This window comes from Saccharopolyspora dendranthemae (assembly GCF_007829955.1).
Taxonomy (GTDB): Bacteria; Actinomycetota; Actinomycetes; order Mycobacteriales; family Pseudonocardiaceae; genus Saccharopolyspora; species Saccharopolyspora dendranthemae.
The window spans coordinates 748,357-775,290 of the sequence record NZ_VIWX01000002.1 but is presented as its reverse complement, the minus strand read 5'-3'; the positions used below and the strand labels follow the sequence as shown (position 1 = coordinate 775,290).

At 70.4% G+C, this 26,934-nt stretch carries 24 protein-coding genes; 4 read left to right on the top strand and 20 right to left on the bottom strand.

Going from position 1 to position 26,934, the window contains the following annotated elements:
* Nucleotides 1-19 precede the first annotated feature (19 nt).
* From FHU35_RS12325 to FHU35_RS12290, 8 genes are all read right to left on the bottom strand, one after another.
* Nucleotides 20-427 (bottom strand): VOC family protein, encoded by a 408-nt coding sequence (locus tag FHU35_RS12325; RefSeq protein ID WP_145738739.1) that lies wholly within the window; start codon nt 425-427, stop codon nt 20-22.
* Nucleotides 424-1,287 carry an AraC family transcriptional regulator gene (locus FHU35_RS12320; protein ID WP_222429354.1) on the bottom strand — a complete coding sequence of 288 codons (864 nt, stop codon included), beginning with the start codon at nt 1,285-1,287 and terminating at the stop codon, nt 424-426. The genes FHU35_RS12325 and FHU35_RS12320 overlap by 4 nt, the downstream gene beginning before the upstream one ends.
* 37 nt (nt 1,288-1,324) lie before the next feature.
* Nucleotides 1,325-1,582 (bottom strand): hypothetical protein, encoded by a 258-nt coding sequence (locus FHU35_RS12315; protein WP_145738734.1) that lies wholly within the window; start codon nt 1,580-1,582, stop codon nt 1,325-1,327.
* Between the two features lie 14 nt (nt 1,583-1,596).
* Entirely contained in the window at nt 1,597-2,691 is a 1,095-nt protein-coding gene (gene tal, locus FHU35_RS12310; RefSeq protein WP_145738732.1) for a transaldolase, read from the bottom strand.
* A 91-nt stretch (nt 2,692-2,782) separates the two neighbouring features.
* Complete coding sequence (locus FHU35_RS12305; RefSeq protein ID WP_246110314.1) at nt 2,783-3,868, bottom strand: baeRF2 domain-containing protein; 1,086 nt, start codon at nt 3,866-3,868, stop codon at nt 2,783-2,785.
* 90 nt (nt 3,869-3,958) lie between these two features.
* Entirely contained in the window at nt 3,959-4,777 is an 819-nt protein-coding gene (locus FHU35_RS12300) for an SAM-dependent methyltransferase (RefSeq protein WP_246110256.1), read from the bottom strand.
* A 76-nt stretch (nt 4,778-4,853) separates the two neighbouring features.
* Nucleotides 4,854-5,849, bottom strand: coding sequence for an amidohydrolase family protein (locus FHU35_RS12295; RefSeq protein ID WP_145738726.1), 996 nt, complete (start codon nt 5,847-5,849; stop codon nt 4,854-4,856).
* 33 nt (nt 5,850-5,882) lie between these two features.
* On the bottom strand, nt 5,883-7,937 hold the full coding sequence (locus FHU35_RS12290; RefSeq protein WP_145738724.1) for a PD40 domain-containing protein: 2,055 nt from the start codon (nt 7,935-7,937) through the stop codon (nt 5,883-5,885).
* Nucleotides 7,938-8,245: 308 nt separating this feature from the next.
* Between FHU35_RS12290 and FHU35_RS12285 the strand changes: the two genes are divergently transcribed.
* Together FHU35_RS12285 and FHU35_RS12280 are read left to right on the top strand one after the other, a co-directional pair.
* Complete coding sequence (locus tag FHU35_RS12285) at nt 8,246-11,152, top strand: arabinosyltransferase domain-containing protein (RefSeq protein WP_186459393.1); 2,907 nt, start codon at nt 8,246-8,248, stop codon at nt 11,150-11,152.
* Between the two features lie 190 nt (nt 11,153-11,342).
* Nucleotides 11,343-11,774 carry a DoxX family protein gene (locus tag FHU35_RS12280; RefSeq protein WP_145738720.1) on the top strand — a complete coding sequence of 144 codons (432 nt, stop codon included), beginning with the start codon at nt 11,343-11,345 and terminating at the stop codon, nt 11,772-11,774.
* Nucleotides 11,775-11,851: 77 nt separating this feature from the next.
* Here FHU35_RS12280 and FHU35_RS12275 read toward each other — a convergent pair whose 3' ends face one another.
* The 5 genes from FHU35_RS12275 to FHU35_RS12255 form a co-directional block, all read right to left on the bottom strand.
* Nucleotides 11,852-12,658 carry an Rv0361 family membrane protein gene (locus FHU35_RS12275; protein WP_145738718.1) on the bottom strand — a complete coding sequence of 269 codons (807 nt, stop codon included), beginning with the start codon at nt 12,656-12,658 and terminating at the stop codon, nt 11,852-11,854.
* Between the two features lie 145 nt (nt 12,659-12,803).
* The gene (locus tag FHU35_RS12270) at nt 12,804-14,798 is read right to left on the bottom strand and encodes a neutral/alkaline ceramidase (protein WP_145738715.1); all 1,995 of its coding nucleotides are present in this window, start codon (nt 14,796-14,798) and stop codon (nt 12,804-12,806) included.
* Nucleotides 14,799-14,879: 81 nt separating this feature from the next.
* Complete coding sequence (locus FHU35_RS12265; protein ID WP_145738713.1) at nt 14,880-15,638, bottom strand: SDR family NAD(P)-dependent oxidoreductase; 759 nt, start codon at nt 15,636-15,638, stop codon at nt 14,880-14,882.
* Between the two features lie 21 nt (nt 15,639-15,659).
* Nucleotides 15,660-17,186, bottom strand: a complete 1,527-nt coding sequence (locus FHU35_RS12260) for an AMP-binding protein (RefSeq protein ID WP_145738711.1) — start codon at nt 17,184-17,186, stop codon at nt 15,660-15,662.
* A gap of 201 nt (nt 17,187-17,387) precedes the next feature.
* Nucleotides 17,388-18,662 carry a NupC/NupG family nucleoside CNT transporter gene (locus tag FHU35_RS12255; RefSeq protein ID WP_222429353.1) on the bottom strand — a complete coding sequence of 425 codons (1,275 nt, stop codon included), beginning with the start codon at nt 18,660-18,662 and terminating at the stop codon, nt 17,388-17,390.
* 307 nt (nt 18,663-18,969) lie between these two features.
* Between FHU35_RS12255 and FHU35_RS12250 the strand changes: the two genes are divergently transcribed.
* Nucleotides 18,970-19,458: a MarR family winged helix-turn-helix transcriptional regulator gene (locus FHU35_RS12250; protein WP_145738709.1), complete on the top strand. Its 489-nt coding sequence runs from the start codon at nt 18,970-18,972 to the stop codon at nt 19,456-19,458.
* A gap of 12 nt (nt 19,459-19,470) precedes the next feature.
* Here FHU35_RS12250 and FHU35_RS12245 read toward each other — a convergent pair whose 3' ends face one another.
* The 6 genes from FHU35_RS12245 to FHU35_RS12220 form a co-directional block, all read right to left on the bottom strand.
* The gene (locus FHU35_RS12245; protein WP_186459392.1) at nt 19,471-20,274 is read right to left on the bottom strand and encodes a siderophore-interacting protein; all 804 of its coding nucleotides are present in this window, start codon (nt 20,272-20,274) and stop codon (nt 19,471-19,473) included.
* Between the two features lie 82 nt (nt 20,275-20,356).
* On the bottom strand, nt 20,357-21,226 hold the full coding sequence (locus FHU35_RS12240) for an ATP-binding cassette domain-containing protein (protein WP_145738705.1): 870 nt from the start codon (nt 21,224-21,226) through the stop codon (nt 20,357-20,359).
* Nucleotides 21,226-21,630 carry a GntR family transcriptional regulator gene (locus FHU35_RS12235; protein ID WP_145738703.1) on the bottom strand — a complete coding sequence of 135 codons (405 nt, stop codon included), beginning with the start codon at nt 21,628-21,630 and terminating at the stop codon, nt 21,226-21,228. The genes FHU35_RS12240 and FHU35_RS12235 overlap by 1 nt, the downstream gene beginning before the upstream one ends.
* A gap of 14 nt (nt 21,631-21,644) precedes the next feature.
* Nucleotides 21,645-22,460, bottom strand: a complete 816-nt coding sequence (locus tag FHU35_RS12230; RefSeq protein ID WP_145738701.1) for a hypothetical protein — start codon at nt 22,458-22,460, stop codon at nt 21,645-21,647.
* Between the two features lie 163 nt (nt 22,461-22,623).
* Nucleotides 22,624-23,262, bottom strand: a complete 639-nt coding sequence (locus FHU35_RS12225; protein ID WP_145738698.1) for a TetR/AcrR family transcriptional regulator — start codon at nt 23,260-23,262, stop codon at nt 22,624-22,626.
* A 73-nt stretch (nt 23,263-23,335) separates the two neighbouring features.
* Complete coding sequence (locus FHU35_RS12220; protein ID WP_145738696.1) at nt 23,336-24,097, bottom strand: 3-hydroxyacyl-CoA dehydrogenase; 762 nt, start codon at nt 24,095-24,097, stop codon at nt 23,336-23,338.
* Between the two features lie 138 nt (nt 24,098-24,235).
* Here FHU35_RS12220 and FHU35_RS12215 point away from each other — a divergent pair, with 138 nt between their 5' ends.
* Nucleotides 24,236-25,426, top strand: coding sequence for a thiolase family protein (locus FHU35_RS12215; protein ID WP_145738694.1), 1,191 nt, complete (start codon nt 24,236-24,238; stop codon nt 25,424-25,426).
* Nucleotides 25,427-25,539: 113 nt separating this feature from the next.
* Here FHU35_RS12215 and rutA read toward each other — a convergent pair whose 3' ends face one another.
* Entirely contained in the window at nt 25,540-26,592 is a 1,053-nt protein-coding gene (gene rutA, locus FHU35_RS12210; RefSeq protein ID WP_145738692.1) for a pyrimidine utilization protein A, read from the bottom strand.
* Nucleotides 26,593-26,934 lie beyond the last annotated feature (342 nt).

Here is a 26,934-nt window from a genome sequence, read left to right as displayed (position 1 = left end):
CCGCACACCGCGCGGGTTCTCAAGGGCGCGGTTCGCCTCGGTAGTAGCCGAAGGACCAGAGGTTGCCCTCCGGGTCGCGGATGGTGAACTCGCGGTTGCCGTACTCCTGGTCGGCGATGTCGCGGATCATCTCGACGCCGTGGGCGCGCAGCCGCTGGTGGAGGGCGTCGGGATCGTCGGTCACCACGTACATCCCCGCCGTGCCCGGCTTGCGGGACCAGTCATGCCCGGGCTTGTACGAGCCGAGCATGATGCCGCCGCCCTCGGGCCAGTCGAGCTGGGCGTGAGCGATGAGACCTCCATCGGAATAGGCGGCGGTCTTGATGAAACCGACCTTGTTCACCAGGAAATCGATGAGTCCGGGTGCGTCCTGTGCTTGGAGGGTGCCCCACACGGTGGGTGCGGGCCTCGTGTTCGTCGTCGTCATACCGGGAATTCTTCCGCCGGCTGCCCCGCACCGGCTTGGAGATTTCGGAGCTCCTCCGCGATCCAGCTGCTCGGGCTCGATCCCGCGTACTGCCTGAAATCGCGCACCAGGTGCGAGTGGTCGTAGTAGCCGGAGCTGTGCGCCACCGCCGCCAGATCCAGCGGAGCACCCGCGCTCACGGCACGAACGATGCGCTGGCGCGCGTGCTCGAAGCGCATCAACCTCGACACCGCCTTCGGCGACACACCGAGCTCGGCCTTGAACACCGACGTCAGCTGGCGCTCTCCCAGGTGCACGTGGCGGGCCAAGGCGCTCATCGAGCCCGTGCCCCGGTGCCAGGCGATCCACTTCCACGCCTCGACGACGTCCGGGCGTGGGCCCGAGGTCACCTCGGCGGTGTTCTCGCGGAGGTAGGCGCCGAGCGCGGCGAAGCGCTCCGGCCACGTGGGCAGATCGGCCAGCTGCTCGCGCAACCGCTCGACACCCGCGCCGAACACGTCGCGCGCGTCGATCGCCTGTTCCCGCAGCTCGGACGCGGGAACGCCGAACAGCTGCCGCAACGCCAGCGGGCGCACGGCCAGCTGGATCCCACTCTGCGCCTTCGGCTGGGAGATGTAGGCGGGGCGGGTGTGCAGGCCGCCGAGCACCAGGTGACTGGTGCTGGAGTCCTGCCCCGAGAGTTCGAAACCCGAGATGACCGGCTCGTCGAAGGTCAGCACCAGGGTCAGTGCCGGCGACGGCAGACCCCGGTGCGTGCAGGGCCGTTCGAGCTTCGAGCTGTAGCCCACCGCCGAGACGACGGCCTCGGGCAACAGCCGTCCGCCGTCGACGAACCGCCACTCCCCCACGTCCTCGCCCACGTCAGCCATTGTCCACGCGGCACCGACAGCCGTCCGCTCAATCGGTTTCCGGGCGTTCCTCGGCGATCCGCTCGTCCAGCGAGCGGCCCTCGCGTTCCTCGCGCGGGGTGGGGCGGTCCTTCGTCGTGGCCGACCAGCTCTCGGGCGGCTCGACACCGCGCTCCAGCGGGTCGGTGCCGAGCTCGTCCTCGTCGAGGTCTTCCGCCGACTGCAGGTTGGCCGGGTCCTCCAGGTCCTGCGGGTCGGGTTCGGTCTCGTTCGGGCTGGGCGTGGACGCGTCCACCGGGTCAGACATCCGATCCTCCTCGGCTATCCGAGTCGTTCCGCGACGGTGTCGAGCAGTTCGGTCCAGGACTTCTCGAACTTGTCGACGCCGTCGGTCTCCAGGTGCTTGAAGACGTCGTCGAGGTCGATGCCGGCCGCGGCGAGGTCGTCGAAGACCTGCTGCGACTCGGCGGCCTTGCCCGAGACCAGGTCGCCGCGCACGTCGGCGTGGTCGGCGGTGGCCTGCAGCGTCGATTCCGGCATGGTGTTGACCGTGTTCGGCGCGGCGAGCTCGTCGACGTAGCGGGTGTCGGAGTAGGACTTGTCCTTCACCCCGGTCGAGGCCCACAGCGGGCGCTGCGCCCGAGCGCCCTCGGCCTTCAGCGCGTTCCAGCGGTCGGTGGCGAACACGCGCTCGTAGGCGGCGTAGGCCAGCCGCGCGTTGGCGATCGCGGCCTTGCCGCGCAGCGGATGGCCCTCCTGCATCGCGTCCAGCCGCTTGTCGATCTCGGCATCCACGCGGGAGACGAAGAACGACGCCACCGACTCGATGCTCGCCAGATCGTGGCCGTTGGCCTTGGCCAGCTCCAAGCCCGCCAGGAACGCGTCCATGACCTGCTCGTAGCGCTCCACCGAGAAGATCAGCGTCACGTTCACGCTGATGCCCTCACCCAACGCCTTCGTGATCGCCGGCAGACCCGCCAGCGTGGCCGGGATCTTGACCATCAGGTTCGGACGATCCACGGCCTTCCACAGATCGATCGCCTCGGCCACCGACTTGTCGGTGTCGTGCGCCAGGCGCGGGTCGACCTCCAACGACACCCGGCCGTCCACACCACCGGTCCGCTCGTAGACGTTGCGGAACACGTCCGCAGCATCCCGAACGTCGTCGGTGGTGATCGTGCGCACCGCGCGATCAACGCTCGTGCCCGCCTTCGCGAGCTCCTCGAACTGCCGGTCGTACTCGGACTCCTTCGACAGCGCGTTGGCGAAGATCGTCGGGTTGCTGGTCGCGCCGACCAGGCCGTAGCCCTCGATGAGCTCGCCGAACCCACCGGAGACGATCCGCCTGCGCGAGAGATCGTCCAGCCAGATCGACACACCGAGATCGTTGAGCGCCTTCAGATTCGCATTCGACACGGGACGTTCTCCAATCCCACACGGGTCTCCCGTCGGCCTACCCGGCCGGCGGGCGCGACATGCACGCCGAGGCGGGCGCAGCTCGCCCGCGTCACGCGGCGTAGCGGAGGACGGCGCCGATGCCGCCGGTCAGATCGACCGTGCCGGGATCGGTGATCACCAACTCCGCGCTGGTCCCGGCCAGGGCCCGAACGACCGCGGCACTGGCCGGCGCGTCGCCGACGCCCTCACCGCCCAGGTCCTTCAAAGTCCGCTCGTCGGCGGAGAGTTCGGTCGCACCAGCACCGACGCGCAGGTCACCGGCGTGGTCATCAGCGGTCCACAACAAGGTCTGCACCTGGCCCTGGCGAAGCGCGTCGACGGTGTCCGGCCAACCCTCCACCGCGCGTGCGCCTCGACCGCTCTCCCGCTGGAACTCCTCGACCGCATCGGCCACCTGCGCCTCGTGCACGCTGAGCGTGACCTCGTGCCGCAGGTCCTCCGCCGACTCCGTCCGGGAGCCGGTATCGAGCACCAGGTGCTGCGCCTCGCCCAGCAGCGAGCGCACCATGGAGCGCTGCTGGTCCTCACCGGTGAGCACGATGGCCTCGGCCTTCAACTTGCCGACCCGCTCGGTGATCTCACCGGCCACCGCCTCGGCGTTGCGCTTCCACTGCTCCTCGACGGCCATGTGCCCGCGCTGCTGGTTCTCCTGCTTGCCCGAATGCGCCTTGTGCACCGGATGCGCTTCGCCGTCGACCCGGACCTCCTCGGCCTTGCCAGGTCCGTGGAAGAGCAGCAGGTCCGCGCCTTCGTGATCCACGTCCGCGGCCACGAACGCCACCCGCGTCCGGCATCGCCGCAGGTAAGGCAGCAGGTGCGGGAGCGGGCCGACGTGGGCCTGGTCCTCGGCCGGCAGGTCGGTGGGCGGCTCGGGCAGTTCGTCCTGCAGCACCACGTCCCCGCCTTCGCCGACGAGCACCTGCCCGCGCTGGCCGGTCTGCGCGCGGTGCTCCCGCACGTGCGCTCCGATCGCCTCCACCGTGGCGTCGTCGGCGCCCTGTTCACGCAGGCTCTCGTGGATCGCTCGCCAACGCAGCTCGATGGCCTTGTCGGCGTCTTCGGCATCCCCCGAGGTGTCCAGGTACGCGGTCACGAAGGGCCCGGGACGTTCGTAGACGCGCTGGAGGGATTCCATCTCCACGGCCACATCACCCTGTTCTGCTCCACGACTCGCCTCCGCTTCGCGAAGGCCGTGTCCCGGAGGGTCCCCAGGTGGTGCGACCGGTTAAACCCGGCGGCCGATCCCGGCGTAGGCGTTGGAGCGCGCGATGTCGTCCGCGCTCGGCACGCGGTCCGGGTGCCACGAGGGCGTGGGGACCAAGCCCGGCGGAACGAGTTCGTAGCCGTCGAACAGCTCCGCGATCTCCTCCGGCGGACGCCAGCGAACGGGCGTCGGCGTGCGGGCCATGACCTCCTCCGCGGCGACCACCTGCTCATCGCTGGCGGCGAGCTGCGAGATGTGGGTGATGGCCAGGTAGCTTCCGGGCCCGCACATGTCCCGGTAGGCGGCGGTCAGCGCGGTGGCCTCGTCCTGGTCGGGCACGAACGGCAGGATCGCCACCGCCAGCACGGCCACCGGCCGGTCGAAGTCGATCTTGGCGACGCCGTTGGAGTCCAGCACCGCCTCGGGATCGCGGATGTCGGCCTCGTCGATGGACACCATCGGGTTCTCGCCGAGCAGCGCCCGGGCGTGCGCGACGGCCACCGGCTCGTGGTCCACGTAGGCGATGCGCGCCTGCGGGTTGTGCTGGTGCGCGATCTCGTGGACGTTGCCGACGGTCGGGATGCCCGAGCCCAGGTCGATGAACTGGTCGACGCCCTGGCGCACCAGGTAGCTCACCGCGCGGCGCAGGAAGGCGCGGTTGGCGACCGCGTAGTCCCGGGCGTGGGGCATGGCCTCCAGACCGGCTTCGGCGGCTTCGCGGTCGACCGCGAAGTTGGTCGAGCCGCCCAGGTAGTAGTCGTACATCCGCGCCGAGTTCGGGCGGTCGACATCGACCTGGGCGCCCGTCGGCTTCGGCTCCGGCAGCACGGCACCTCCCACGCGGACGAACGCAACCTTTCCAGCGTACCTACCCGCGGGTCGGCTCCGATTCGCCCATTCGGCCGCGTCCCGCGACTCAGGCGAAGCGGGGGTGCTCGCAGCAGGCCCGATGCGCCCACTCCGGTTCGTGCCACCAGAACGCCGCGTCGTTCTCCGGCCTCGCCCGATGGGTCCCGGTGACCGCGGCGGCGACCTCGGAGCGGGGCGATTCGAACGGGGCCAGCAGCGAGTCCGGGGTGTGCACGAGGCCGCCCCTGATGACCGTGCGGACCGCCGCCGCGGCGGTGATGTCCGACAGCGGATCGCCGGACACCAGCACGAGATCGGCGTAGGCGCCCTCGCGGATCTCGCCGAGCTCCCCGGCCAGCCCCAGCCAGCGAGCGGGATTGCGGGTGGCGGTGGTGAGCGCTTCGTGCGGCGTGAAGCCGTGGGCGACCATGGCGCGGAGGTTCATGTGCAGCGAGACCGCGATGTTGTCCAGCGGGGAGTCCGTGCCCGCGATGATGAACCCGCCGCCGCGCTGCACGCGCAGCAGCATGTCGACCTGCCCCGCCAGCTGAGCACGCCTGATCACGCCATGAGGACCCGCCGCGTCCTCGGCTTCACCGAGCAACCGCTGGTACTCCCACGGCGGGAACAGCACCCGCGTGCGCCGGTCCTCGATCAGCGATCGATCCGCGTCGTACATGCCCGAGGAGCTGAACAGAGTCGGGGTCAGCGACATCCCGCTGGCCGTGAACAGCGACACCGCGTCATCGTAGGAGTTGCCGAGATCGTCGCAGGTGTGGGAGTAGCCGAGGCGGTTGGTGGCGCCGGTGTGCTCCATGCCGTCCATGCCCAGGTTGGCGGCCGGGTAGACGTAGTGCGAGCTCAGCGGTCTGCCCTGCGCGTGCGCCTGCGCGATGGCGGCCCGCTGCAACGCGACCGGCAGCCGCACGTAGGTCTTCACCATGTCGTAGTCGAGCGCGGAGGCCCGCCGCATCTCCAGCGCCAGCTGCTGCTCGCTGAGGGTGCACCGCATGAAGTTGTAGTAGGTGCGCCCGCCGTCGATCGCCTCACCGGTGCCGAACAAGCGCGGTCCGACGCGGTCGCCCGAGGTCAGCGCCTACCGCGTCTCCTGCATCTGGTACGCCGGGTCGCCCGGTGAGCGGGTGGTCGTGATCCCGTACGCCAGCCACGCGCGTCCCTGCCGATCGCCCCACTGCCTGCCGCGCAGGTGCCAGTGCACGTGGGCATCGATCAGGCCGGGCATCGCGGTCAGCTCCCGGGCGTCGAGGTTCGCGCGGCCGTCCTGCGCCGGGAGCACGGCGGCGATGCGTTCCCCCGCCAGCACGATGTCGACGTCGCGGCGCAGCTGCGGGGACGCCCCGTCCCACATCGCCCCGGCGCGCACGATTCGGTTCTCCACGACCTCGGCGGGTGTCCAGCGCAGCTCCAGCGGGATCGCGGAGACCTCGCCGGTGCCGATGTGCACCGAGCGCAGCTCACCGCCGTTGAGGAACAGCAGGTGCTCGGCGTCGCGCCAGCTCGGCGAGTCGGTCAGCTCGGTGGTGACCTGCCGGGGCGCTCCGGTGAACGCGCCTGCGGTGTCGACCGGGACGACCCACGCCGTCGACTCCACGACGAACGCGAGGTGCCGCCCGTCCGGCGACCACACCGGCCCGTCGTCGCCCCGGGTCGCCAGCGACCGGAACGGCAGCACCTCGGTGTAGTGCAGCGCCCCGGTCTCCACGTCCACCCGCAACACCTGGCTGGTCCCCTCGCGGAACCGGGTGCCGTAGGGCTTGACCGCGGCGAGCACCAGCGTCCTGCCGTCCGGCGACCAGTCCGGGCGGCCGGGCTGGAACATCGGCGAGGTCAGCCGGCGCGGCTCTCCCCCGCCGAGGTCCGCGATCCACGTCGCGCCGTCCTCGTCCTGGTAGGCGATCCGCCTGCCGTCCGGCGCGAAACGGGCCGTGAGCGCCGCGCCCTCCACGTCGGTGATGCGCTGCTCCGCGCCGGTTTCCAGGTCGTGCGACCAGAGATCAGCGGTCCCGGCGCGGTCGCTGCTGTAGAGCAGCTGCCGCCCGTCCGGCGAGAAGTCGGGGTCGGAGGCGAAGTACCCGTCACCGACCACCTTCCGGGGTTCACCGCCGATCGGCATCACCCACAGCGCGTTCAACGCGCGGAAGGCGACGTGCTGCCCGTCCGCGGAGCACACCGGGCTCGCGATGCCGGTGACCTCCGGCCCGCGCACTCCCGGTCGTCGCTGCGGGAAATCGCGCCGGGCCAGCACCGGAACCGCTGCGGCGAACGGAACCTCGCTGCGACCTCCCGCGAGGCTGCGTCGGCGCACGACGCCGTCCGCGGTGTAAAGCAGTTCGGCGGGAGCTGTCCAGCGCGGGGCGAAACCGAAGACGTCCTCACCTTCGGTCACGGCACTCTCGCCGACCACGAGATCTCGCCGCGACCCGACGAGCCGCACGTGCGCGAGCCGGCCATCGGGACCGAGACTCGGCCCGTAGAGCGTGCTCTCGGCTCCTCCGTCGACCATCGTGCTGATCCGTCCGGAGGACAGCTCGATCCGCTCGATGGCGGTGTCCCCGGCGACGTAGACGAGCGCACCGCCGTCCGGTGACCAGCTGGGCATCGACACGTCCGGCCGGTCGCGGGTGACCTGGGTGATGACGCCGGACGCGAGGTCCATCACGAAGACCTGATAACTGCCGCCGGCCCGGTCCGAGGTGAACGCGAGAGTCCGGCCGTCCGGGGAGAACCGCGGCTCCCGGTGGTCGCGCCCACCCGCGGTCAGCTGCCGCAGCCCGGATCCGTCGGCGCTCATCGTCCACAGGTGGAAGTTGCCGTCCCGGTACGACTGGAACACCAGGCTCGCGCCGTCCGGGGAGAAGTCCGGTTGTGTGGCGTCCTGCAGCTCATCGGTGAGCCTGCGCGCCGCGCCGCCACCGGGTTCGAGCACCCAGATCGCGCTGACCAGGTCGAACGCGATGCGCCCGTCAGGAGCGGCGGCAGCGCAGAGGTTGGTCCCCTGCCGCAGCGTCACCTCGGCACCCGCCGCGCGGACGTGCCCGCGAGGTGCGAGCGCGAATGCCGCCGCCGCACCGGTTCCCGCCTGCAACGCGCGTCGTCGACTGATCGTGAACCGCGAATTCTCCGCTGTCATCGGCGCACTCCCGAAAATCCGTCGGATTCTGCGAGTCGATCGATCGTCCGTCCACCGCCCGCTCGCGCACAATCCGCCGACGAGTGAAAACCTGAACTCCCATCGCCACTCTCGCTCTCACCATCGTCATCGGCGAAACTTCGGAATTTCCGCACACACTCGATCGGGTACTGCAGTGGACGCCGAAGGCTGTCGATTACTAGCGCGTGGTCGTCTCGCAATCACCCCTCGAACTGAGCGAAGCTCCCCCCACGCGCGGCGCGCCCGCCCGGCCGCTTCCGCCCGATCGGCGCGCGTGGTGGTGCGGCGTGCTGGCGGCGGTCACCGTGCTGCTGGGCGTCGCGATCCCGTTCGCTCCGGTCACCGCGTCGGATCCGGTCGTGTCGTGGCCGCAGGCGGGCAGCTTGCCCGCCTCCACGGCGCTGCCGTTGAGCCCGCCCCGGCCTCTGTCGCTGCGGGCGACGATCCCGTGCGCCGCGCTGCGGGCCGTCGGCACCGGCGACGTCCTGCGCACCGTTCCGGCCGGGGCGAACCCGACGACCGGACTGACGGTGACCGCCGCCGCGGGCCGGGTCTCGGTGCTCGCGGGCAACACCCGGCTCCTCGACGAACCGATCCCCGCCGGAGGCTGCGACTACCGCGTGGAGGGCAACGCAGGCGGGCTCTCGATCGCCCGGGACTCCACCCCTCTCGCGGCCTTCCCCGGCACTCCGGTGCCCGTGGTGTCGGCGCTAAGCACCGCGGCCGAGGGACTGCCGCAGAGCGGTGGGCTCGCGGTCACCTTGCACACCGACGACCGCTACAACTCGCAGCCGAACGGGCTGAAAACCTTTCTGCTGCTGGCACATCTGGGCGCTCTGACGGCCACCGCCGTGCTGGCGTGGCGACTCTGGGGCCCGGTCCGGCTCCCGAGAGCACGGCCGCGCTGGGTCGATCTGCTCGTCGGCCTCACCACCGGGGCGTGGGTGCTGCTCGGACCGGTGCAGTACGACGACGCCTGGTACGTCCTGATGTCCCGCAACGCCGGCGCTTCCGGATACCTCGGCAACTACATCTACATGTTCAACGCCACCGAGAACCCGTTCGTGCTCAGCCAGTACCTGATGCAGTTCTGGGGCCAGATCGGCGAGTTCTCGCTGTGGTGGCTGCGGCTGCTGCCCCTCGCCTACGGGCTGATCACCTGGTGGGCGCTGCGCACGCTGCTGATCACCGCGCTCGGCCGCCGCACCGCGAGCCACCGGTGGGTGCCGTGGGCGCTGGGACTGGCGTTCCTTGCTTGGTGGCTGCCCTACGGGATGTCCCTGCGTCCCGAGCCGCTGATCATGTGCCTGACCGCGGTGTCGATGCTGCTCGCCGACACCGCCCGCCGCCGCGAGAGCATCCCGGCGGCCGCAGCGGCGACCCTGGCCGCAGCGCTCGCCCTGAGCTGCTCACCCTCGGGCCTGGTGGCGTGGGCGCCGCTGGTCCCGGCCCTGCCGTGGTTGTGGCGATGGCTGCGGGACCGGACGTGGAAGTCGCGCGCGGCGGCGGCTTCAGTGCTGGTGGCGGCTGGAACCGCCCTCGTTCCGGTCGCTTTCGCCGACGCGACCTTCGGCGACGTGATCGAGGCGACGAAGGTGCACCGCTGGTACTACGGCGCGTTCGCCTGGTACGAGGAGTGGCGGCACATCGACACCCTGATGGCCGGCCCTTGGGCGCTGCGCCTGCCGGTGCTGATGACCCTCGGCGTGGGCCTGCTGGTGGCGCTGGGCCGCGGGCGGCGCACCGCACCGGACACCGTCCGCTGGCTCATGCTCACCAGCGCCGTGATCACCGCGCTGGCCATGGCGTTCCTGGCGCTGAGCCCCACGAAGTGGGTGCTGCACTTCGGCGCGCTGGCCGCTCCGGCCATCGTGCTGCTCACCACCGCCCTGCTGCGCTCGCCGCTCCCCCGCACCACCGGTGCGATCGCGAGCATCGCGGGCACCGGCGTGCTGATCGCGGTGGCCGCGGCCGGGTTCTCCGGGCCGAACATCTGGAAGCCCTTCAGCGATCGCGGCCAGTCCTTCGGCAACCACCTGCCCGCGTCGCTGTCGAAGATCGAGTTGAGCATGACCGCGCCGCACGTCGGGGACGTGTTCCTGCGCGACGCGAAGCTGTGGGTCGGCCTGGCGGTGGTCATCGCCGCGTTCGGCCTCTGGCGCCGCCGCAACCACCTGGGCGTCCTGCTCCGCCCGGAGCGCGGAGTGCTGATCGCCACCGCGCTGCTCCTGGTCACCGGCATGTTCGCGGTCTTCGCCTACGCCCCGTTCCGGCAGGCACCGGGCTGGACGGTCGCCAGCGGCGGCTTCGAGTTCGCCACCAGCGGCACCACGGCCGGGCTCGCCGATCACGTCCAGGTGCTCGGCAACGCCGAGGCGCAACCGGCGGCTCCGGCGCAGCCGGCCGTGGTGCGCGGCGACTTCGCCTCCGCCCGGCCGCTCCCCGTACCGCCCTCGGCGCCGGGGCCGGTGTGGCACAGCTACACCTCCACGCCGACCGGACGCGGCACGCTGGTCACCGGCTGGTACTCCGTGCCCGCCCACGGCGACGGCACCCACGTGACGGTTCCCGTGCTCGGTGAAGCGCTGACCGCTCACCGGCTCGCGGTGCAGGCCGACACGGCCTCAGGCGTCGTCGAGCTCCCGCTGAGCCCCGACGCCGCCTTGGGCGCCCGCCACTGGCAGGAGCTCGCGGTCGGCCTGCCGCCGTCCGCACGGGCCATCCGCGTCGTCGCGGCGCAGCGGGGAACCTGGCTGGCGGTCGGCGAACCGCGCCTCACGAAGATCCGGCCCGTCACGACGATCACCGACGGCGAGACGGTGTTCGCCGACCAGCTCTCCGCGATGCTGTGGCCGGACGTCGAGCAGGCGACCGTCGCGCACGGCATCACCACCCCGCCGACGGTGCGGGTCAGCGCGGCCGAGAACATCGATCAGGGCGTGCTGTCCAACTCGACCTTCACCGACTGGGGCGGCAACTTCGGCACCAGCACGCACACCGCCACCTTCGTGCGCGTCGCCTCAGCGCTGCCGGGCGGCCCGGAGACGCCGCCCTGGGGAACGGTGGACCGCGTCCTCTACGGACTGGAACCGGGCAGGTTCGACATCGGGTACCGGCACCACGACCGGGCCGGGTGGACGCGGCTGCCGACCCTCGCGGGCGAGGAGTACATCGGCCGGAAGTACACCGGCTGACCCGTTGCCGTTTACCAGCTTGCGGTGAGCCTCTGACCAGCGGAATCGCGGCAGGGCCAGCGGCTCGCACCGGGTCGGCCGTTCGCAGTCAGGGCCGTTTCGCCTTCTGGACAGTCAGGATCATCACCTTGACATTAGGCTACCCTAATTCAAAGCTCGAGGGTGTCCACTTGCACCCAGGGAGTCGCGAATGTCCAGTCTTGACAGGAAAGAAGCCACCCTCGCGCCCTACGCCCTCGGCGTGTTCCGCATCGTCGTGGGAGCTCTGTTCGCCAGCCACGGCGTGGCATCGCTGTTCGGGGTGTTCGGCGGGGCACCGGGGTCGGGCGGCACCGTGACCCTCGGCGCGTGGCCCTCCTGGTGGGCCGCCGTCATCCAGCTCGTCTGCGGCCTGCTCGTGGCCTTCGGCGTGCTGCACCGCGGAGCCGCCGTGCTGGCCTCCGGCTCGATGGCCTACGCCTACTTCGCGGTGCACCAGCCCGACGGCCTGCTGCCCCTGCAGAACCAGGGCGAGCAGGCAGCGCTGTTCGCCTGGTCGTTCCTCCTGCTCGCCTGCACCGGGCCCGGCGCCTTGGCCCTCGGTCGAGCGCTGCGCCGTCAGCCTCAGCTGGCCGTGGCCTGAACGTCGCTGGGGGTGGCGGTTTCGGCTGAAACCGCCACCCCCAGCGAGATGAGCTCAGGTGGGCCGAGCGAAACCGCTCAGGCGCAGACCTTCCACTTGCCGTCTTCCTTGACCAGCTGGAGCTGCGCGGTCTCCGGCGGCGAACCGGGAACCGAGGACTCCATCTGCACGGTGCCCGACTCGCCCTGCTCCTGCACGGACTTGACCGAGGTCTTGACCTGCTTGAGCTGTTCGAAGTCCTGCGGCTTCGCGACCTTGAGGAACTCCTCCTTCTGCTTCTGCAGTTCCTCGATCTGCGGCATCGCCTTGCTGCAGACGACCTCGCGGTAGTCGTCGACGCTCACGCTGCGCGGGTCCTGCGTCTCCTTGCTCGACAGCGCCGCGTAATCATCGGCGGCCGACTGAGCGGTGCCTGCGCTGAAGAACAAGTAGGCACCGACGGCCACTGCGGCGAGGACCAGCACCGAGGCGGCCACCGCGATGATCATGCCGACCTTGCTCTTCTTCTTGGCGGGCTGCTCACCGGCCTCAGAAGTCCCAGCGGCCTCAGAGGACGCATCGGGCTCGGAAGCCCCAGCAGGCGCAGCGGTTTCCGACGTCGCGTCCGCCCCGGACGTCTCGGCGGTCCCGGAAGCGTCAGCGGTCTCAGGCGTTTCGGCCACCGGCTGGACCTTTTCGGCCTGCTCGGCCTCGGCCGGCTTCGTCCCGGACTCGTCCTGCCCGGCACCAGTCTGCTCGGCACCCGACTTTTCCGCGCCGGTCTCGGCGTCGCCGTGGCCGGCGGCGCTCGAGCTCTCCGACTGCTCCGCTGCCGAGGCCTCAGGCTCCTCAGCGGGCTTCTTCTCGGAGCCGCTCTGGCCGGGCTCGTTCGGCGAAGAGGTCATGAACACCTTCCTGGTTCGGACTTGTCAAGTGCTGTCCCCAGGTGTACGCGACCACGCCGTTGAGTTCCACCCGTGTCGAACTCCCGAAGGCGTTTTTCCCACGCTCCGACATTACGATTCGACCACGCGAAGGATCTCCGCCGTTCTAGGCCACCAGGAAGTCACGACTCGATCCGGTGAACGGCGTGATTTCGCCCGATCCGGGCGCTTTCCAATCTCCGTTGTGGACGATCCGATAACGACCGGTCGGCGAACCTGCCGGGACGTCCCACGTGATGGTCGCCGTGGACGAGGCGACACCACTGCGCTTCCAATGGTACTTGGTCGACCAGTGGCGGTCGTCGGCCACCGGCACCCAGCGGCCGTCCAGCAGGCGCTGGACCTCGACATAGGTGCCTCCGCGGCGGAGGTCGTTCTTCGGGTGCCCGGTGACGAACTCCACCGCGACCTGCTCACCCCGCCGATAGCCGCTCGCGGGCTCGGCGATCACGTCGCCGAAGGCGCGGCCGGGCGGCGGGGCGTCGAAGACCACGCCCGGCTGGAAGTTCGGCAGCGTGCCGCTCAGGTCCGGCGGCGTCGGCCCGTGCGGGACCGGACGCCCTGCCCGCATCGCGGCGGCCAGCCTGGTGAACTCCTGCTGGTAGGCGGGCTGGGTGTAGCGGCCGAACAGCGTCGATGCGCCTTCGTACTGCTGCGCGTCGTATTCCTCGGGCGTGGTGACGTACTGGCTGTAGGCGTTCGAGTAGCCCTGCATCAGCACGTTCTCCAGCGGTACGCCGAGCTCGGCCGCGACGCTGCGCCGGATCCGCAGGCCGGCGACGATCGTGAACTCCGCGGGCCCTGCGACCAGGTACAGCTCGCCGATGCGCATCAGCTGCAACGGCAGGATCTGCGGGCACCACGGGTGGGGTTTCATGGCGCCGAAGGGCACCGCCACGGGCTTGGGCGCCTGCTCGTCGGCGAGCTCCGGCGGGATCGGGACGTCCGCCCCACCGAGCCAGTCGAGCAGCGGGTTGCGGATCCCCTCACCGATCGGGATTCCCGGACCGTCCTCTGTGCTCCCGGCCAACATGGACAGTCCGATGGCGCCGGTGCACGTGCGATGTTCCCGCCCGTCCGGGGTGAATCGTCCGTCCACTGTGACGTCGGACAGGTCGACGTAGCACAGCCGGGAGTCGACCGGGCCGTTCATCGGAGCGCGGGCGGAGCCGAAAGCCCGCTTGGCGGCGTCGAACTGGCGCCGGCCGATGATCTCGGTGTTGTCGAACTCGTCGTCGGTCGGACCGGAACCGGGCTCCAGGTTCAGGTTCGGCGACATGTCACCGGAGTTGGTCTGCGAGAAGCAGGCGACGAACTCGGCGTCGTCGCGCTCCCAGGCGAACGCCGCGTACCCCTTGTTGTCGGAGCTGATCAGGTGGTTGCCGTTGGTCATCGACGTGCCGTGAGTGGCGAACCAGGTGATCGCGCCGACGTCGCGACCGCCCTGGGAGAAGCGCAACACCGTGACCGCGGGGTCGATGGCCTGCGGGAAGTGCTCGGTGTCCTGGGCCGGGTTGAGGTCGAAGGCGCTGCGCGAGCGGTTCACGCTGGCGTCGGTGAGCTCAGCCCGCCCGAGCGAGAGGCTGCCGGGCTTGAGGTCGTCGTGCGCCCGGCCGATCGCCTCGACGATCCCCTCGACCACGGCGTTGAAGGTCTGCTCCTGGAACCCCATGGTCGCCAGGTCGTAGGCGGCGTGGTGCGAGTCGCCGCCGCAGGCCGCGTGCGTGTGCGTGGCGTTGAGCAGGACGTTGTGCTCGGCGTACAGCTCGCCGTAGGTCTCGCCCAGGCGACGCAGCACTTCTTGGTGGACCGACTGGAACAAGGCGCCCAGCTCGGCGGTCACGAACACCACGCGGTGGGCGCCGTCGTCGACGACGAACGCTCGGGCGAGGGTGCGCAGGTGGATGCCGGCCGTCTGCTGCTGCGGCATGGAGTAGCCCATCATGCCGTTCTCCGCGGCAGGGCCGGTCACGTCGGCGACCCCGCGCCCGACCAGGTGCCCGGTCGATCCCTGAGCCGACGCGGGGGTGGCGCCGAACATCGTGGCGGCGAGCGGCGCGGCAGCGGCCGCGGCCAGCACCTGCCTCCTGGCTACGGGCATGACCTGCTCCTCCGAGAATGTGAAGTGACTTCACCTTCATCAACTCGGGCAGGCTACCCGATCAGCTCACGCTGCCAAGGCTCACTTCGGAGCGAAACGCTGGCCCGCGTCCAGGCGCAGGCACTGGCCGTTGAGCATGGGGTTGTCCACGATGGCGCGCACGAGCTTCGCGTACTCCTCCGGACGCCCCATCCGGCGCGGGAACGCCGCGTCCTTGACCAGCGCCTCCTTCATGTCCTCCGGTGCGCCCTTCAGCAGGCCGGTTTCGAACAGGCTCGGCGCGATGGCCAGCACCCGGATGCCCATCGAGCCGAGGTCACGAGCCATGGTCAGGCACATCCCGGCGATCGCGGACTTGGCCGCGGTGTAGGCCACCTGGCCGATCTGGCCCTCGAACGCGGCGATCGACGAGGTGTTGATGATGACCCCGCGCTCTCCGTCCTCGGGCTCGTTGTTGTTCATGTGCGCCGCCGCCAGCCGGCTGATGTTGAACGTGCCGACCGTGTTGAGGTCGAGGATTCGGCGGAACGCGTCGAGATCGTGCGGGCCCTTCTTGCCGAGCGTGCGCTGGGCGAGACCGCCACCGGCGGTGGTGACGGTGATGTGCAGCCCGCCCAGCTCGGCCACGGCCGCGTCCAGCACGCGCTCCACTCCGTCGAAGTCGGTGACGTCGACCTCGTGGAACGTGCCGCCCAGCTGCTCGGCGACGTCCTTGCCTGCCGAGCCGGCGAGGTCGGCGATCGCGACCGAAGCGCCCTGCGCCGCCAGCAGTTCCGCGCTCGCCCGGCCCATGCCCGACGCTCCGCCGAACACGACCGCCCTCTTGCCGTTGATCTCCACTGGTGTTCCTCCTCGTTGGGGTCAGCGAACCCGTTCCCGGATCTCGCGCTTGAGGACCTTGCCCGCGGTGTTGCGCGGCAGTTCGTCCACGACCAGCAGCTGCCTCGGGCACTTGTAGCCCGCTAGGCGATCGGCGCAGAACTCGCGGATCTCGTCCTCGGTGGGATGCCGGTCGCCGACCGGTTCGACGACGGCGACGACGCGCTCTCCCCACAGCTCGTCGGGAGTCCCGACGACGGCCGCTGCCGCCACGGCCGGGTGCTGGTGCAGGACGTCCTCGACCTCGCGGGAGTAGACGTTCTCGCCGCCGGTCAAGATCATGTCCTTGCGCCGGTCGACGATCGCGAACCGGCCTTCCGCATCCCGCCGGGCGAGGTCGCCGGTGCGGAACCACCCCTCTCGGAAGGCCTCCGCAGTCGCCTCCGGACGCTTCCAGTACTCGGAGAAGACCTGGTCGCCGCGAATCTCCAGCTCGCCCACCTGATCCGGGCCGAGCTCAGCTCCGCCGTCGTCGACGATGCGCGCGGAGGACAGCAGCATCGGCTTGCCCGCCGACGCCAGCAGTTCCGGGCGCCCGGCCGCCGCCTCGCGATGCCCGTCGGGACCGTGCGCGAGGGCGTTCCCGGCGAGCTCGGTCATGCCGAACCCGGCGCGGAACCCGGCGTTGGGGAACCGCGTCATGGCCTCGCGCAGGGTTTCCACCGGCATCGGCGCCGAGCCGTACCCGATGCGGGTGATCGAGGAGGTGTCGCACGAGTCGAGCGCGGGATGCCGCAGCAGCATCGCCAGCATCGTCGGCGCGACCGTGGTGGTGGTGACGCCGTGGTGCTGCACGGCTTCCAAGAAGCGCTCCGCGCTGTAGCGGCGCAGCAGCACCACGGTCTCGGCCGCCAGGTGGGCGACGAGCACGTTGTACCCGGCGATGTGGCACAGCGGCCACGGGATCAGCGAGACCGGGCGGTCCTCCACCGCGCGCGGCCAGCTCAGCGCCGCGTTGAGCGCACCGGCGACCACGTTGCGGTGGGTGAGAACGGCGCCCTTCGCCCGGCCGGTGGTGCCGGAGGTGTAGATCAGCCAGCCCGCCGCGTTCTCGTCGGGACGCTCGGGTTCGGTCTCCGGCCGGCCCTCGACCACCTCGCGGAACGGCGTGGTGCCCGCGACGTCATCGATGGTGATGACCGTGCGGACCGACGGAACGGTGTCCGCGGCGTGCCGCGCGGTGTCGAGGTACTTCGCCTCGGTGATCAGCACCGTCGGCGCCGCATCGGTGAGCAGGTCGGCGATCTCGCGGGGCGTGAGCCGGTAGTTCAGCGGGAGCAGCACCATCCCGGCGAGCGGGACCGCGTAGTAGCTCAGGACGTACTCGTGGCTGTTCTCGGTGAGCACCGCGATCCGGTCACCAGCGCGCGCGATCTCCCGCAGCCCGTGGGCGAGTTGGCAGACCTCGGCGTGCACTTGACCGAACGTCCAGGTCGCGCCCCCGAAGACCAAGGCGGGCGCTTCGGGCTCGCGCCCCGCGGCCAGACCCACCACGTCGCTGATCAGCATCGCGCCTCCCGCGCCCCACCTCGGACAGCAGAGGCACCGTACCAAACAATCGCTTGGTCAGGCACGAGCCGATCTCGCCCGCCACCACACCCCGAACAACGACTACGGCCACGATCGCCACCGGGATGGCGATCGTGGCCGTGGCCGCACGGGACGTCCCGCACCGAAATCGAAGGGCTGCGCACCGCAGCCCTTGCGGGATCAGACGAACATGCCCGCGATGGTCGCGCTCAGGAGGTTGGCCAGGGTGGCAGCCAGCACCGCGCGGATGCCGTCCTTGGCGATCCAGCCGCGCCGGCTGGGCACCAAGCCGCCGAGCCCGCCCAGCAGGATCGCCAGCGAACCGAGGTTGGCGAAACCGGTCAGCGCGAAGGTGACGATCGTGGTGGTCTTCTCGCTGAAGCTGCCCGCCTGGGGGCCGAAGTCGGTGAACGCCACGAACTCGTTGATCACCAGCTTCTCGCCGACGAAGCCGCCCGCGGCGACCGCCTCGTGCCACGGCACGCCGATCACCCACATCAGCGGCGAGAAGACGTAGCCGAGGATCTGCTGCAGGGTCAGGTCCGGCAGGCCGACGAGGCCGCCGAGCGCGCCGACGATGAGGTTCAGCAGCGCGATCAGCGAGACGAACGCGAAGAGCATGGCGCCGACGTTGAGCGCCAGCTTCAGACCGTCGGATGCCCCGGTGGCGGCCGCGTCGATGACGTTGCGCGGCTTCTCGTCCAGCGCGGGTGCCGCCGTTCCCGGCGCCACCTTCTGGGTCGCTTCCTCCTCGGCCGCCTTGTCGTCCTCGGCCGCGGAGCCGGCGTCGGAACCCGGCTCGTCGGCGGTCGCGGGCATGATCAGCTTGGCCATCAGCAGACCGGCGGGAGCGGCCATGAAGCTCGCGGCGATCAGGTTCTCCAGCTTCGCGCCGAGCATCGCGTAGCCGACCATCACGGTGCCCGCCACGGTGGCCAGGCCGCCGACCATGACCGCGAAGAACTCGGAGCGGCTCATGCTCGACAGGTAGGGGCGCACCAGCAGCGGCGCTTCGGTCTGCCCCAGGAAGATGTTGCCGGTGGCGTTGAGCGATTCCGCTCGCGTGGTGCCCAGGGCCTTCTGCAGCGCGCCACCGATGATGCGCACCACCCACTGCAGGACGTGCAGGTGGTAGAGCACCGCGGTCAGCGACGACACGAAGATGATGATCGGCAGGACCTGGAACGCCACGACCGTGCCTTCGGAGGGCATGATCGGCCCCACCAGGAAGTCGATGCCCTCCTTGGACGACTCGATGACCTTGGTGACGCCGGCGGCCAGCGCCGTCAGCGCCTGCTGGCCGAGCGGCCAGCGAAGCACCACGACCGCGAAGACGAGCTGGATGGCCAGCGCGCCGAGCACGGTGCGGAGGTTGATCGCGCGCCGGTTGGTCGACATCGCGAACGCCAGCAGCAGTACGACGATCATGCCGCCGATGCCCCACAAGACCTGCACCAGGAATCAGCCTTTCCTCGAACCGCCGCTGCCGGGCGCGACGCGATGTTGGGTTCGGAGGATGCTCGCACGCAGATCACTCCGCACGCACCCGGGTGGCGAGTTTGTGACGCCGCTAACGGCAGGTCAGAGCGCGGTGATCACTCCACAGTGCACACCGCCCCGCCCCTGGAGAGCGAACCGGCGGCGCTCGGGGCCCCGGGCGCGGCCTCGGGAAGGCCACCGGATGAATATCTCTCGCACAAGATGATTGCGTGTAAGATTGTGGGCCGGAGCCGTCACCACGTCGGCGAGAACGGGAGACCCGATGAGTCCTGAGAAGGGAACCGACACCGTGCCCCGCGAGGGGAACCTGCCCGACGATGACGAGACCGTGACCTGGTGGGGTCTGGTCATCGAGGGCTACCACAGCACCCACAACCTGCTGATGAGCGAGATCAGCAAGCACGTGGAGCTGGCCCCCGGCTCGTTCGACATCCTGATCAGGCTCCTGCGCTCCCCCGGTCACCGGCTGCCGATGACCCGGCTGGCCGTGGAGGCCGCGCTCAGCAGCGGCGGGTTCACCAAGGTCGCGGACCGGCTGGCCAAGGCCGACCTCATCCGCAGGGAACCCTCCGCCGAAGACCGCCGCGTCGTCTACGCGGTGCTCACCGAGCACGGACTGGAGGTCGCCGCGAAGGCTCGCGCGGTCTGCGCCGAGATCCTGCGCAGCCGCATCCTGGAGCCGCTCGGCGAGCAGCAGTCGCAGCGGCTCGCCGAGGCGATGCGGACGCTGCGCAGCGCCAACGCCGCGTGACGGCAACCCGTCTCAGCGAGTTGCGGCCTCGGCCTTGGCGAACTCGGCCTTCCACTCGCGGAAGGACTCCTCGGTGCGGCCGTGCCGCCAGTAGCCGGAGACCGACACCTGGTCGCGCGCCACTCCGCACTCGCGGAACAGGTACGGGCGGATCCGGCGCATGACCTCCTGGGCCTCGCCGTGGACGAACGCGTGCACGCGGCCCGGGAGCCACTCCAGCTCGCGCACCACCTTCTCCAGGGCACCGTCCTCGCCGACCTCCGACCGGTAGGCGAAGGTGGCCTCGCCGCCCGCGGGCAGCGTCAGCTCCGGAGCCTCGGCCGGGGAGTCGAAGAGCATGGCCACGCGCACCACGGCGTCGGCGGGCATCGCGGCCAGCGCCGCGGAGATCGCGGGCAGCGCCGACTCGTCCCCGGCGAGCAGGTGCCAGTCGGCCTCCGGATCAGGCCGGTACGCACCGCCGGGACCGTTGACGATCAGCCGGTCTCCCGGCGCGGCGTTCGCGGCCCACGGGCCGGCGACCCCCCGGTCGCCGTGCATGACGAAGTCGATCGCCATGGTGCCGCGCTCGACGTCCGGGAACAGCGCCGTGAACGTGCGCACGGTGGGCATGTCCTCAGCCGGGAAGCTGCCGCGCATCGCCTTGACGTCCAGCGGTTCCGGGTAGTGCACGCCCGCCTTGGGGAACACCAGCTTCACGTAGCGGTCGGTGTGCACGCTCTCGGCGAAGGCCGACAGGTCGTCACTCCGGAACCACAGGCGCCGCACCCGGGGAGTCACCATCTCCGCATCGGTCACGGTCAGGTAGGTCGCCATCGAACTCCTCAACACGTTCACAGGTAGTTAGGTCAGCCTAACTTACTCCACCGCCTTCCCGCACCGCCATCTCATCGCTGTCTCAGGAGCGTTCGCGACCCGCGCGCAGGTAGCCGATCACCAAGGCTTCCAAGCTCGGGCGCTCGACGTCCCAACCCGCGGCGTCGGTCTCTCCCCTGACCAGCAGCGTGGCCTGACGATCGGTCCGGCGTTCGTCGACGACCGCCTCCGCGGGCACCGGGCCGGTCACGTCGTTGGCCCCGACTAGGAACTGGTGGTCGGCGAGGAGGTCGTCGATCCCCCCGCACAGCCGCACGCAGCCGTCCTCCAGCAGGACCAGGTGATCGCAGATGGCTTCGAGGTCGCTGAGCACGTGCGCGGACATCAGCAGCGTCGTGCCGCGGTCGGCGACGTCGGCCATCAGGATCCGCAGCAGGTCCTCGCGGGCGAGCGGGTCGAGGCCGGCCAGGGGCTCGTCGAGCAGCAGCAGGTCGGGTTCGCGCGAGAGCGCCAGCGCGGCGCCGACCAGGGCCCGCTGTCCCTCCGAGAGGGTCCGCACCTTGGCGTCGAGCCGGATGCGCCCCTTGTCGAGGACCTCGCGTGCCCGATCGTCGTTCCAGCGGTCGTTGAGCGCTCCGACGATGCGCAGGTTGTCCCGCACCGTCATGTCGGCGTAGAGAGGGCGCCGCTGCGCCAGGAACGCCACACGCGGGTGGGTGTGGGTACCCGCGCCGAGGTCGTCGCCGAAGACCGACACCGTCCCGGCATCCGGTGCGAGCAGGCCGGCGAGCAGCGACAGCAGTGTGGACTTGCCCGAACCGTTGGCTCCGACGAGCGCCGCGATGGCGCCCTGCGGGAGCGAGAAGGAGGCGTCGTCGAGAGCCCGACCGGTCCGATAGGTCTTGGTCAGTCCGTTCACGCTCAACGCGGTCGTCTGGATCTGCGTGGTCATCATCCCTGCCCCGGGGAGTCGGTGTGCGGAAACTTCGCGTTGCGGACGTCGTTGAGGAGGGCGTCGACGTCATCGGCCCCGAGGCCGGCCTCGATCGCCCGGTCCATCCACGCCGAGAGCTCCAGCCTCAGCGGTGAATCGCTGGTGGTCTGACTGTTGGCCAGCGACTTGCGCACGAACGTGCCCTGGCCGCGCTTGCCCTCCACCAGCCCTTCCCGCTCCAGCTCGCGGTAGGCCTTGAGGACCGTGTTGGGGTTGATCGCGGTGGCTTCGACGACTTCCCGCGCGGTCGGCAACCGATCGCCCTCGGACAGCAGGCCCAGCCGCAGGGCCTGCTTGGTCTGCTGGACGATCTGCACGTAGGTGGCGACACCCGAGCGGCGGTCGATCCGGAACTCGATCACGTCACGACCCTCCCCTAGCGCATCATCGCGTTGCCGCGGAGCCGCCGAACCGCGTCCGCCAGGAGAGCTCCGGCGACCACGACGAACACGACCGCCTCGACCGACTGCATGGACCAGAAGTGCTCGGGCGCGAGCAACGTCGTGTACGAATGGCCCTCCTCGCCACCCAGCCCGGTCGCGAGCTGCCGGCGCAGCAGCACCACCCCGGCGAAGCGCAAGACGACGTAGCCGGCTCCGGCGATCAGCATCGCCGGCACGGTGCGCCGCGTGGCGACTCCCGCCCACACCCCCAGCAGGTACGCGAAAACGGTGTAGACGACCGGGAGAACGCCGTTGTTGTCGAAGTTCAGCGCGGCGTAGAGGCCTTCCTTGGCGGGCCCGAGCCAGCCGACGGAGGCGAGCCACTGCTGCAGCACCGCGCTCAACCCGGCGAGCACCGCGACGGCGGGGACCAGCGCGACCGCGAGCTTGACGGCCAGCCACCGCATCCGGCCGACCGACTGGCTCAGCGCCAGCACGTGCGTGCCGCTCTCCAGCTCGCGCGCCAGCAGCGGCGCGGCGCAGAAGACGCCGAGCAGCAGGGGCATCGAGCTCAGCACCAGCTCGGCGTACTTGATCCGGTCGTAGTGCACTTCCTGGAAGTCCTGAACCGACTGCCGGCAACCGGGTTCGACGAACCACTTGTCGACCAGGCAATGCGCGATTCCGCGCTCGACGATCGCCGCTTCGGCGTCGAGGCGCAGCAGCACCATCGCGATCGCCCCCACCACCAGCAGGGATGCCAGGACCAGCAGTTGAACCCACTGCTGCCGCCACGCCACCCAGAACATCTGCCACCCTCTCGTCCGCGACCCAGCCCGAACCCTAGCACAAAACACTAGCCAATTAGTGAAAGAAGGTTTCAGCGTGGCTCACCGGGCGCGCGGTGGGAGCGGAATCGCACTGCGCCGCAACGGCACTCGGCGGAACTCGTGCCGAACAGGGCGGGCTGGATCAGCGACGCAGGCGCGGGTGGGCGCCGACGGCCATCAGGGTGATGTCGACGTAGCGGGCCGCGAGGTCCTCGGGACTCAACGGCCCGTCCGGGTGGTACCAGCGGGCGACGGACTGGCACATCCCGAGCAGCGCGCGCGAGGTCTCGGCAGCGTCGGCGATGCGGAAAGTGCCGTCGGCGCTCCCGGTTTCGATCACCTCGGTGAGCACGTTCTCGACGGTCTTGCGGCGCGCGCCGTAGCGGCGGCGGTTGCTCGGCGACAGGTAGCGCATCTCGCTGTCGATCACGGCCAGCCGGAACCGGTAGGCCATGTGCAGCACGACGGCCTCGATGACGCTCACGAACTGCTCGCGCGGATTCCCCTGGGCCTCGCGAGCGGCGGCGCGCACGCGCCACGCGACCTCACCGGTGCCCAGCTCTAGGAGCGCGACGAGCAGCCCCTCCTTGTTCTCGTGGTGGTAGTACAGCGCGGGAACGGTCATGCCGACGCGCCGGGCGATCTGCCGCACGGTCGCACCGTGGAACCCGCTCTCGCGGAACTCGTCCAGCGCAGCGTCGAGGATGGGCGTCAGTCCGAGCGGACCGAACTCCCGCCACCCGGACTCGGTGTCCGGCTCCGCCGCGCTCGCCTGAGCCATCACGTCTCTTCCTCTCCCCGCCTGCGGCGACCATACCGGCCGGCGCCGCGCGCCGGCCGGTTCGGTGATCGCCTCAGCGAGGCGCCATCCGAATGGCGCCGTCCAGCCTGATGGTCTCCCCGTTGAGCATCGGGTTCTCGACGATGTGCCGCACCAGCGAGCCGTACTCGGTGGGGTCGCCGAGCCGCGACGGGTGCGGGACCTGCGCGCCCAGCGAGTCGATCGCCTCCTCGGGCAGCGTGGCGAAGAGCGGGGTGTGGAACAGGCCGGGCGCGATGGTCGAGACCCGGATCTTCAGGTTCGCCAGGTCGCGGGCGATCGGCAGCGTCATGCCGACGATGCCGCCCTTGGACGCCGAGTACGCGGCCTGCCCGACCTGGCCGTCGAACGCGGCGACCGACGCCGTGTTGACGATGACGCCGCACTCCTCGCCGACCGGTTCGGTCTGGGAGATCCGCTCGGCCGCCAGCCGCAGCACGTTGAACGTGCCGATGAGGTTGATGTTGATGACCTTCGTGAAGTCCGCGAGCGGGAAAGCGCCCTGCTTGCCCACGGTCTTGGCGGCGTTGCCGATGCCGGCGCAGTTCACCGCGATCCGGAGCGGCCCCAGCGCCTCGGCGGCGTCGAGAGCTGCGGTGACCTGCTCCTCGTCGGTGACGTCGGCGCCGGCGAACACGACACCGTCGCCGAGTTCGTCGGCCACGGCCTCACCCTGCGACGACGGCAGGTCCACGATGACGACCTGCGCGCCCTGCCCGTGGAGCTCCTTCACCGTCGCCAGGCCCAGCCCGGACGCACCCCCGGTCACGAGCGCGACAGCACCCTTGATGTCCACTTCCGCCTCCTCAGATATCGACCGCGTCGCAGCATACTGAGCGAGCGATAAGTAACCAAGACCCGCACGTCGCTCGTCACCGTGTTGACACCCCGGCGTCGCTTAGCGATCGTTCAGTACGCCGTCGAAGGAGGAGCAATGGACGCCGTCATCGTCGACGCGATCAGAACCCCGTCGGGCAAGGGAAAACCAGGAGGGCAGCTGTCCGGGGTCCATCCCGCCGAGCTGCTCGCGCGCACGCTGCGCGGACTCGTCGAGCGGACCGGCATCGACCCGGGCGAGGTGGACGACGTCATCGGCGGATGCGTCGGCCAAGCCGGGGAGCAGGCGCGCAACATCGCCCGGAACGCGGTGCTGGGAGCCGGTTTCCCGGAATCGGTGCCCGCCACGACCATCGACCGGCAGTGCGGTTCGAGCCAGCAGGCCGCGCACTTCGCCGCGCAGGGCGTCCTCGCGGGCGCCTACGACGCGGTGATCGCCTGCGGCGTGGAATCGATGAGCCGGGTTCCGATGGGAACAGCACCCATGGGCACCAGCCCCGGCGGCCCTTCGGTGGCCGCCCGCTATCCCGAAGGGCTGATCAACCAAGGCGTTTCGGCGGAGCTGATCGCCGCGAGGTGGAAGTTCGGCCGCGACGAGCTCGACGAGTTCTCCGCCCGCTCCCACGCCCGCGCCGCGCTGAGCGCCGCGGGCGGCGCCTTCGACGACGAGATCCTGCCGATCGCGGTCACCGGCGAGGACGGCGCCGAGCGCGCGGCCACCACCGACGAGACCGTGCGCGCGTCCACCACCGCCGAAGGGCTCGCGGGACTGCGCGCGTCGTTCGCCGACGAGGCGCTGGCCGAGCGGTTCCCGGAGATCGACTGGCGGATCACGCCGGGCAACTCCTCGCCGCTGACCGACGGCGCCTCGGCCGTGCTGATCATGAGCGAGGCCAAGGCTCGCGCGCTCGGACTGCGGCCGAAGGCCCGGTTCCACAGCTTCGCCGTCACCGGCAGCGATCCGCTGCTCATGCTCACCGGCGTCCTTCCCGCCACCCGCAAGCTGCTGGAGCGCTCCGGCGTGTCCATCGACGACATCGACGCCTACGAGGTCAACGAGGCGTTCGCGCCGGTGCCGCTGCTGTGGCAGCGCGAGTTCGACGCGGACCCGGCCCGGCTCAACCCGCGCGGCGGCGCGATCGCGCTGGGACACCCGCTCGGCGCCTCCGGCACGCGCCTGCTCACGACGCTGGTCAACCACCTGACCACCACCGGGGGCCGCTACGGGCTGCAGACCATGTGCGAAGGCGGCGGGATGGCCAACGCGACGCTCATCGAACGGCTCTGACCGACTCGGCGGGGTGACGTCGTGGGGTGGGACGTTTTCATGAAAACTTCCCACCCCACGAACGGAACGCTCAACGGGCGAACTCGGCGAAACCGCCCCCGCCGCACCGGCGTTCATCCCAGGAGGGGCTTGACCTTCTCGCCGAAGTCGTGGACTCCGCGCTCGAAGTCGTCGAAGGTGAACATCAGGCCCTCCACACCGGGAATCCTCGCGACCTCGTCGAGGTGGCGGGCGACGGTCTCGTAGGAGCCCACCAGCGTCGCCATGTTCAGGTTGACCGCGCCCTCGGGCAGGGTGATGGTGCGCGCGGTGCCGGTCGAGTCCGCGGTGGTGTCCTGGGCTCCCTGGTCCGACATGTATCCGAGCGCCGCGACGTCCGCGCCCGCGTGGTAGGACTCCCACTTCGCCCGCGCGGCCTCGTCGGTGTCGTCCATGATGAGCATGAACAGCGGCAGCGAGCCGACGTCGCGCCCGGTGCGGGCGGACTGCTCCGCCAGCCGCCGGACCGGCTCCTCGTAGGCCCCCGGCGCGTTGACGCCCGGGTTGAGGACGAAGTTGTAATCGCCCACCTCCGCGCAGAACCGCATCCCGCGATCCGACTGCCCGGCGCAGACGATGTCGATCGGGCTCGACGGGCGGGGTTCGAGGCGGCAGTCGTCCATCTGGAAGAACCGGCCGTCCAGCGTCGAGGTCCCGTGCTCCCACAGATCGCGCATGACGCGGACGTACTCGGTGGCGTAGTCGTAGCGGTGGCCGAAGTAGTCGTCGCCCGGCCACAACCCCATCTGCTCGTACTCGGCCTTGGCCCACCCGGACACGATGTTGATGCCGAAGCGGCCGGGGGCGATCGAGTCGATGGTGGTGGCCATCCTGGCCACGAGCGCGGGCGGCAGCGTCAGCACCGCTGTGGAGGCGTAGAGCTTGATGCGCTCGGTGATCGCGGCCAGACCCGCCATCAGCGTGAACGATTCGAGGTTGTGGTCCCAGAACTCGGTCTTGCCGCCGAATCCGCGGAGCTTGATCATCGACAGCGCGAAGGCGAAGCCCTGCCGTTCCGCCTCCAGCACGACGCGCTTGTTCAACTCGAACGAGGGCTTGTACTGAGGTGAGTTCTCCGAGATCAGCCAACCGTTGTTGCCGATCGGGATGAAGACGCCGAAGTCCATGCGATCCTCCTGACGAACGCTGGTCCTGTGGCACGAGAAACCAACGGCGTGGATCGAGCTTCGCAGGCGGTGCATCCGCGAAGCCGCACGCCTCCGCATCTCGCACCAGCCCGGAGAACGCGCGTCTCACACCCGTCGCTCCCAGCCTCCCGTTGATGATCAGCCCGCCGTGGCGGTTCGAGCGGACTGAGACCTGGATCACCGCGGGCCTTCGCGGGCGGAGGATCGGGCAGGTGGAACCCGGGCTCGGCTGCGACGATTCACCTCCGCGCTCCGGTCGGGTCGCACCCACCGGCCCGGCCCGCGCGAGATCAGGTCTTCTCCGCGCTGGGCTGAACAGCT

Excerpts from the sequence above, each read along its gene's own strand:
- FHU35_RS12325 (WP_145738739.1), bottom strand. The coding sequence starts at position 427 with ATGACGACGACGAACACGAGGCCCGCACCCACCGTGTGGGGCACCCTC.
- FHU35_RS12315 (WP_145738734.1), bottom strand. The coding sequence starts at position 1,582 with ATGTCTGACCCGGTGGACGCGTCCACGCCCAGCCCGAACGAGACCGAA.
- FHU35_RS12305 (WP_246110314.1), bottom strand. The coding sequence starts at position 3,868 with ATGGAATCCCTCCAGCGCGTCTACGAACGTCCCGGGCCCTTCGTGACC.
- FHU35_RS12290 (WP_145738724.1), bottom strand. The coding sequence starts at position 7,937 with ATGACAGCGGAGAATTCGCGGTTCACGATCAGTCGACGACGCGCGTTG.
- FHU35_RS12280 (WP_145738720.1), top strand. The coding sequence starts at position 11,343 with ATGTCCAGTCTTGACAGGAAAGAAGCCACCCTCGCGCCCTACGCCCTC.
- FHU35_RS12275 (WP_145738718.1), bottom strand. The coding sequence starts at position 12,658 with ATGACCTCTTCGCCGAACGAGCCCGGCCAGAGCGGCTCCGAGAAGAAG.
- FHU35_RS12270 (WP_145738715.1), bottom strand. The coding sequence starts at position 14,798 with ATGCCCGTAGCCAGGAGGCAGGTGCTGGCCGCGGCCGCTGCCGCGCCG.
- FHU35_RS12260 (WP_145738711.1), bottom strand. The coding sequence starts at position 17,186 with ATGCTGATCAGCGACGTGGTGGGTCTGGCCGCGGGGCGCGAGCCCGAA.
- FHU35_RS12250 (WP_145738709.1), top strand. The coding sequence starts at position 18,970 with ATGAGTCCTGAGAAGGGAACCGACACCGTGCCCCGCGAGGGGAACCTG.
- FHU35_RS12245 (WP_186459392.1), bottom strand. The coding sequence starts at position 20,274 with ATGGCGACCTACCTGACCGTGACCGATGCGGAGATGGTGACTCCCCGG.
- FHU35_RS12240 (WP_145738705.1), bottom strand. The coding sequence starts at position 21,226 with ATGACCACGCAGATCCAGACGACCGCGTTGAGCGTGAACGGACTGACC.
- FHU35_RS12230 (WP_145738701.1), bottom strand. The coding sequence starts at position 22,460 with ATGTTCTGGGTGGCGTGGCGGCAGCAGTGGGTTCAACTGCTGGTCCTG.
- FHU35_RS12225 (WP_145738698.1), bottom strand. The coding sequence starts at position 23,262 with ATGGCTCAGGCGAGCGCGGCGGAGCCGGACACCGAGTCCGGGTGGCGG.
- FHU35_RS12215 (WP_145738694.1), top strand. The coding sequence starts at position 24,236 with ATGGACGCCGTCATCGTCGACGCGATCAGAACCCCGTCGGGCAAGGGA.
- rutA (WP_145738692.1), bottom strand. The coding sequence starts at position 26,592 with ATGGACTTCGGCGTCTTCATCCCGATCGGCAACAACGGTTGGCTGATC.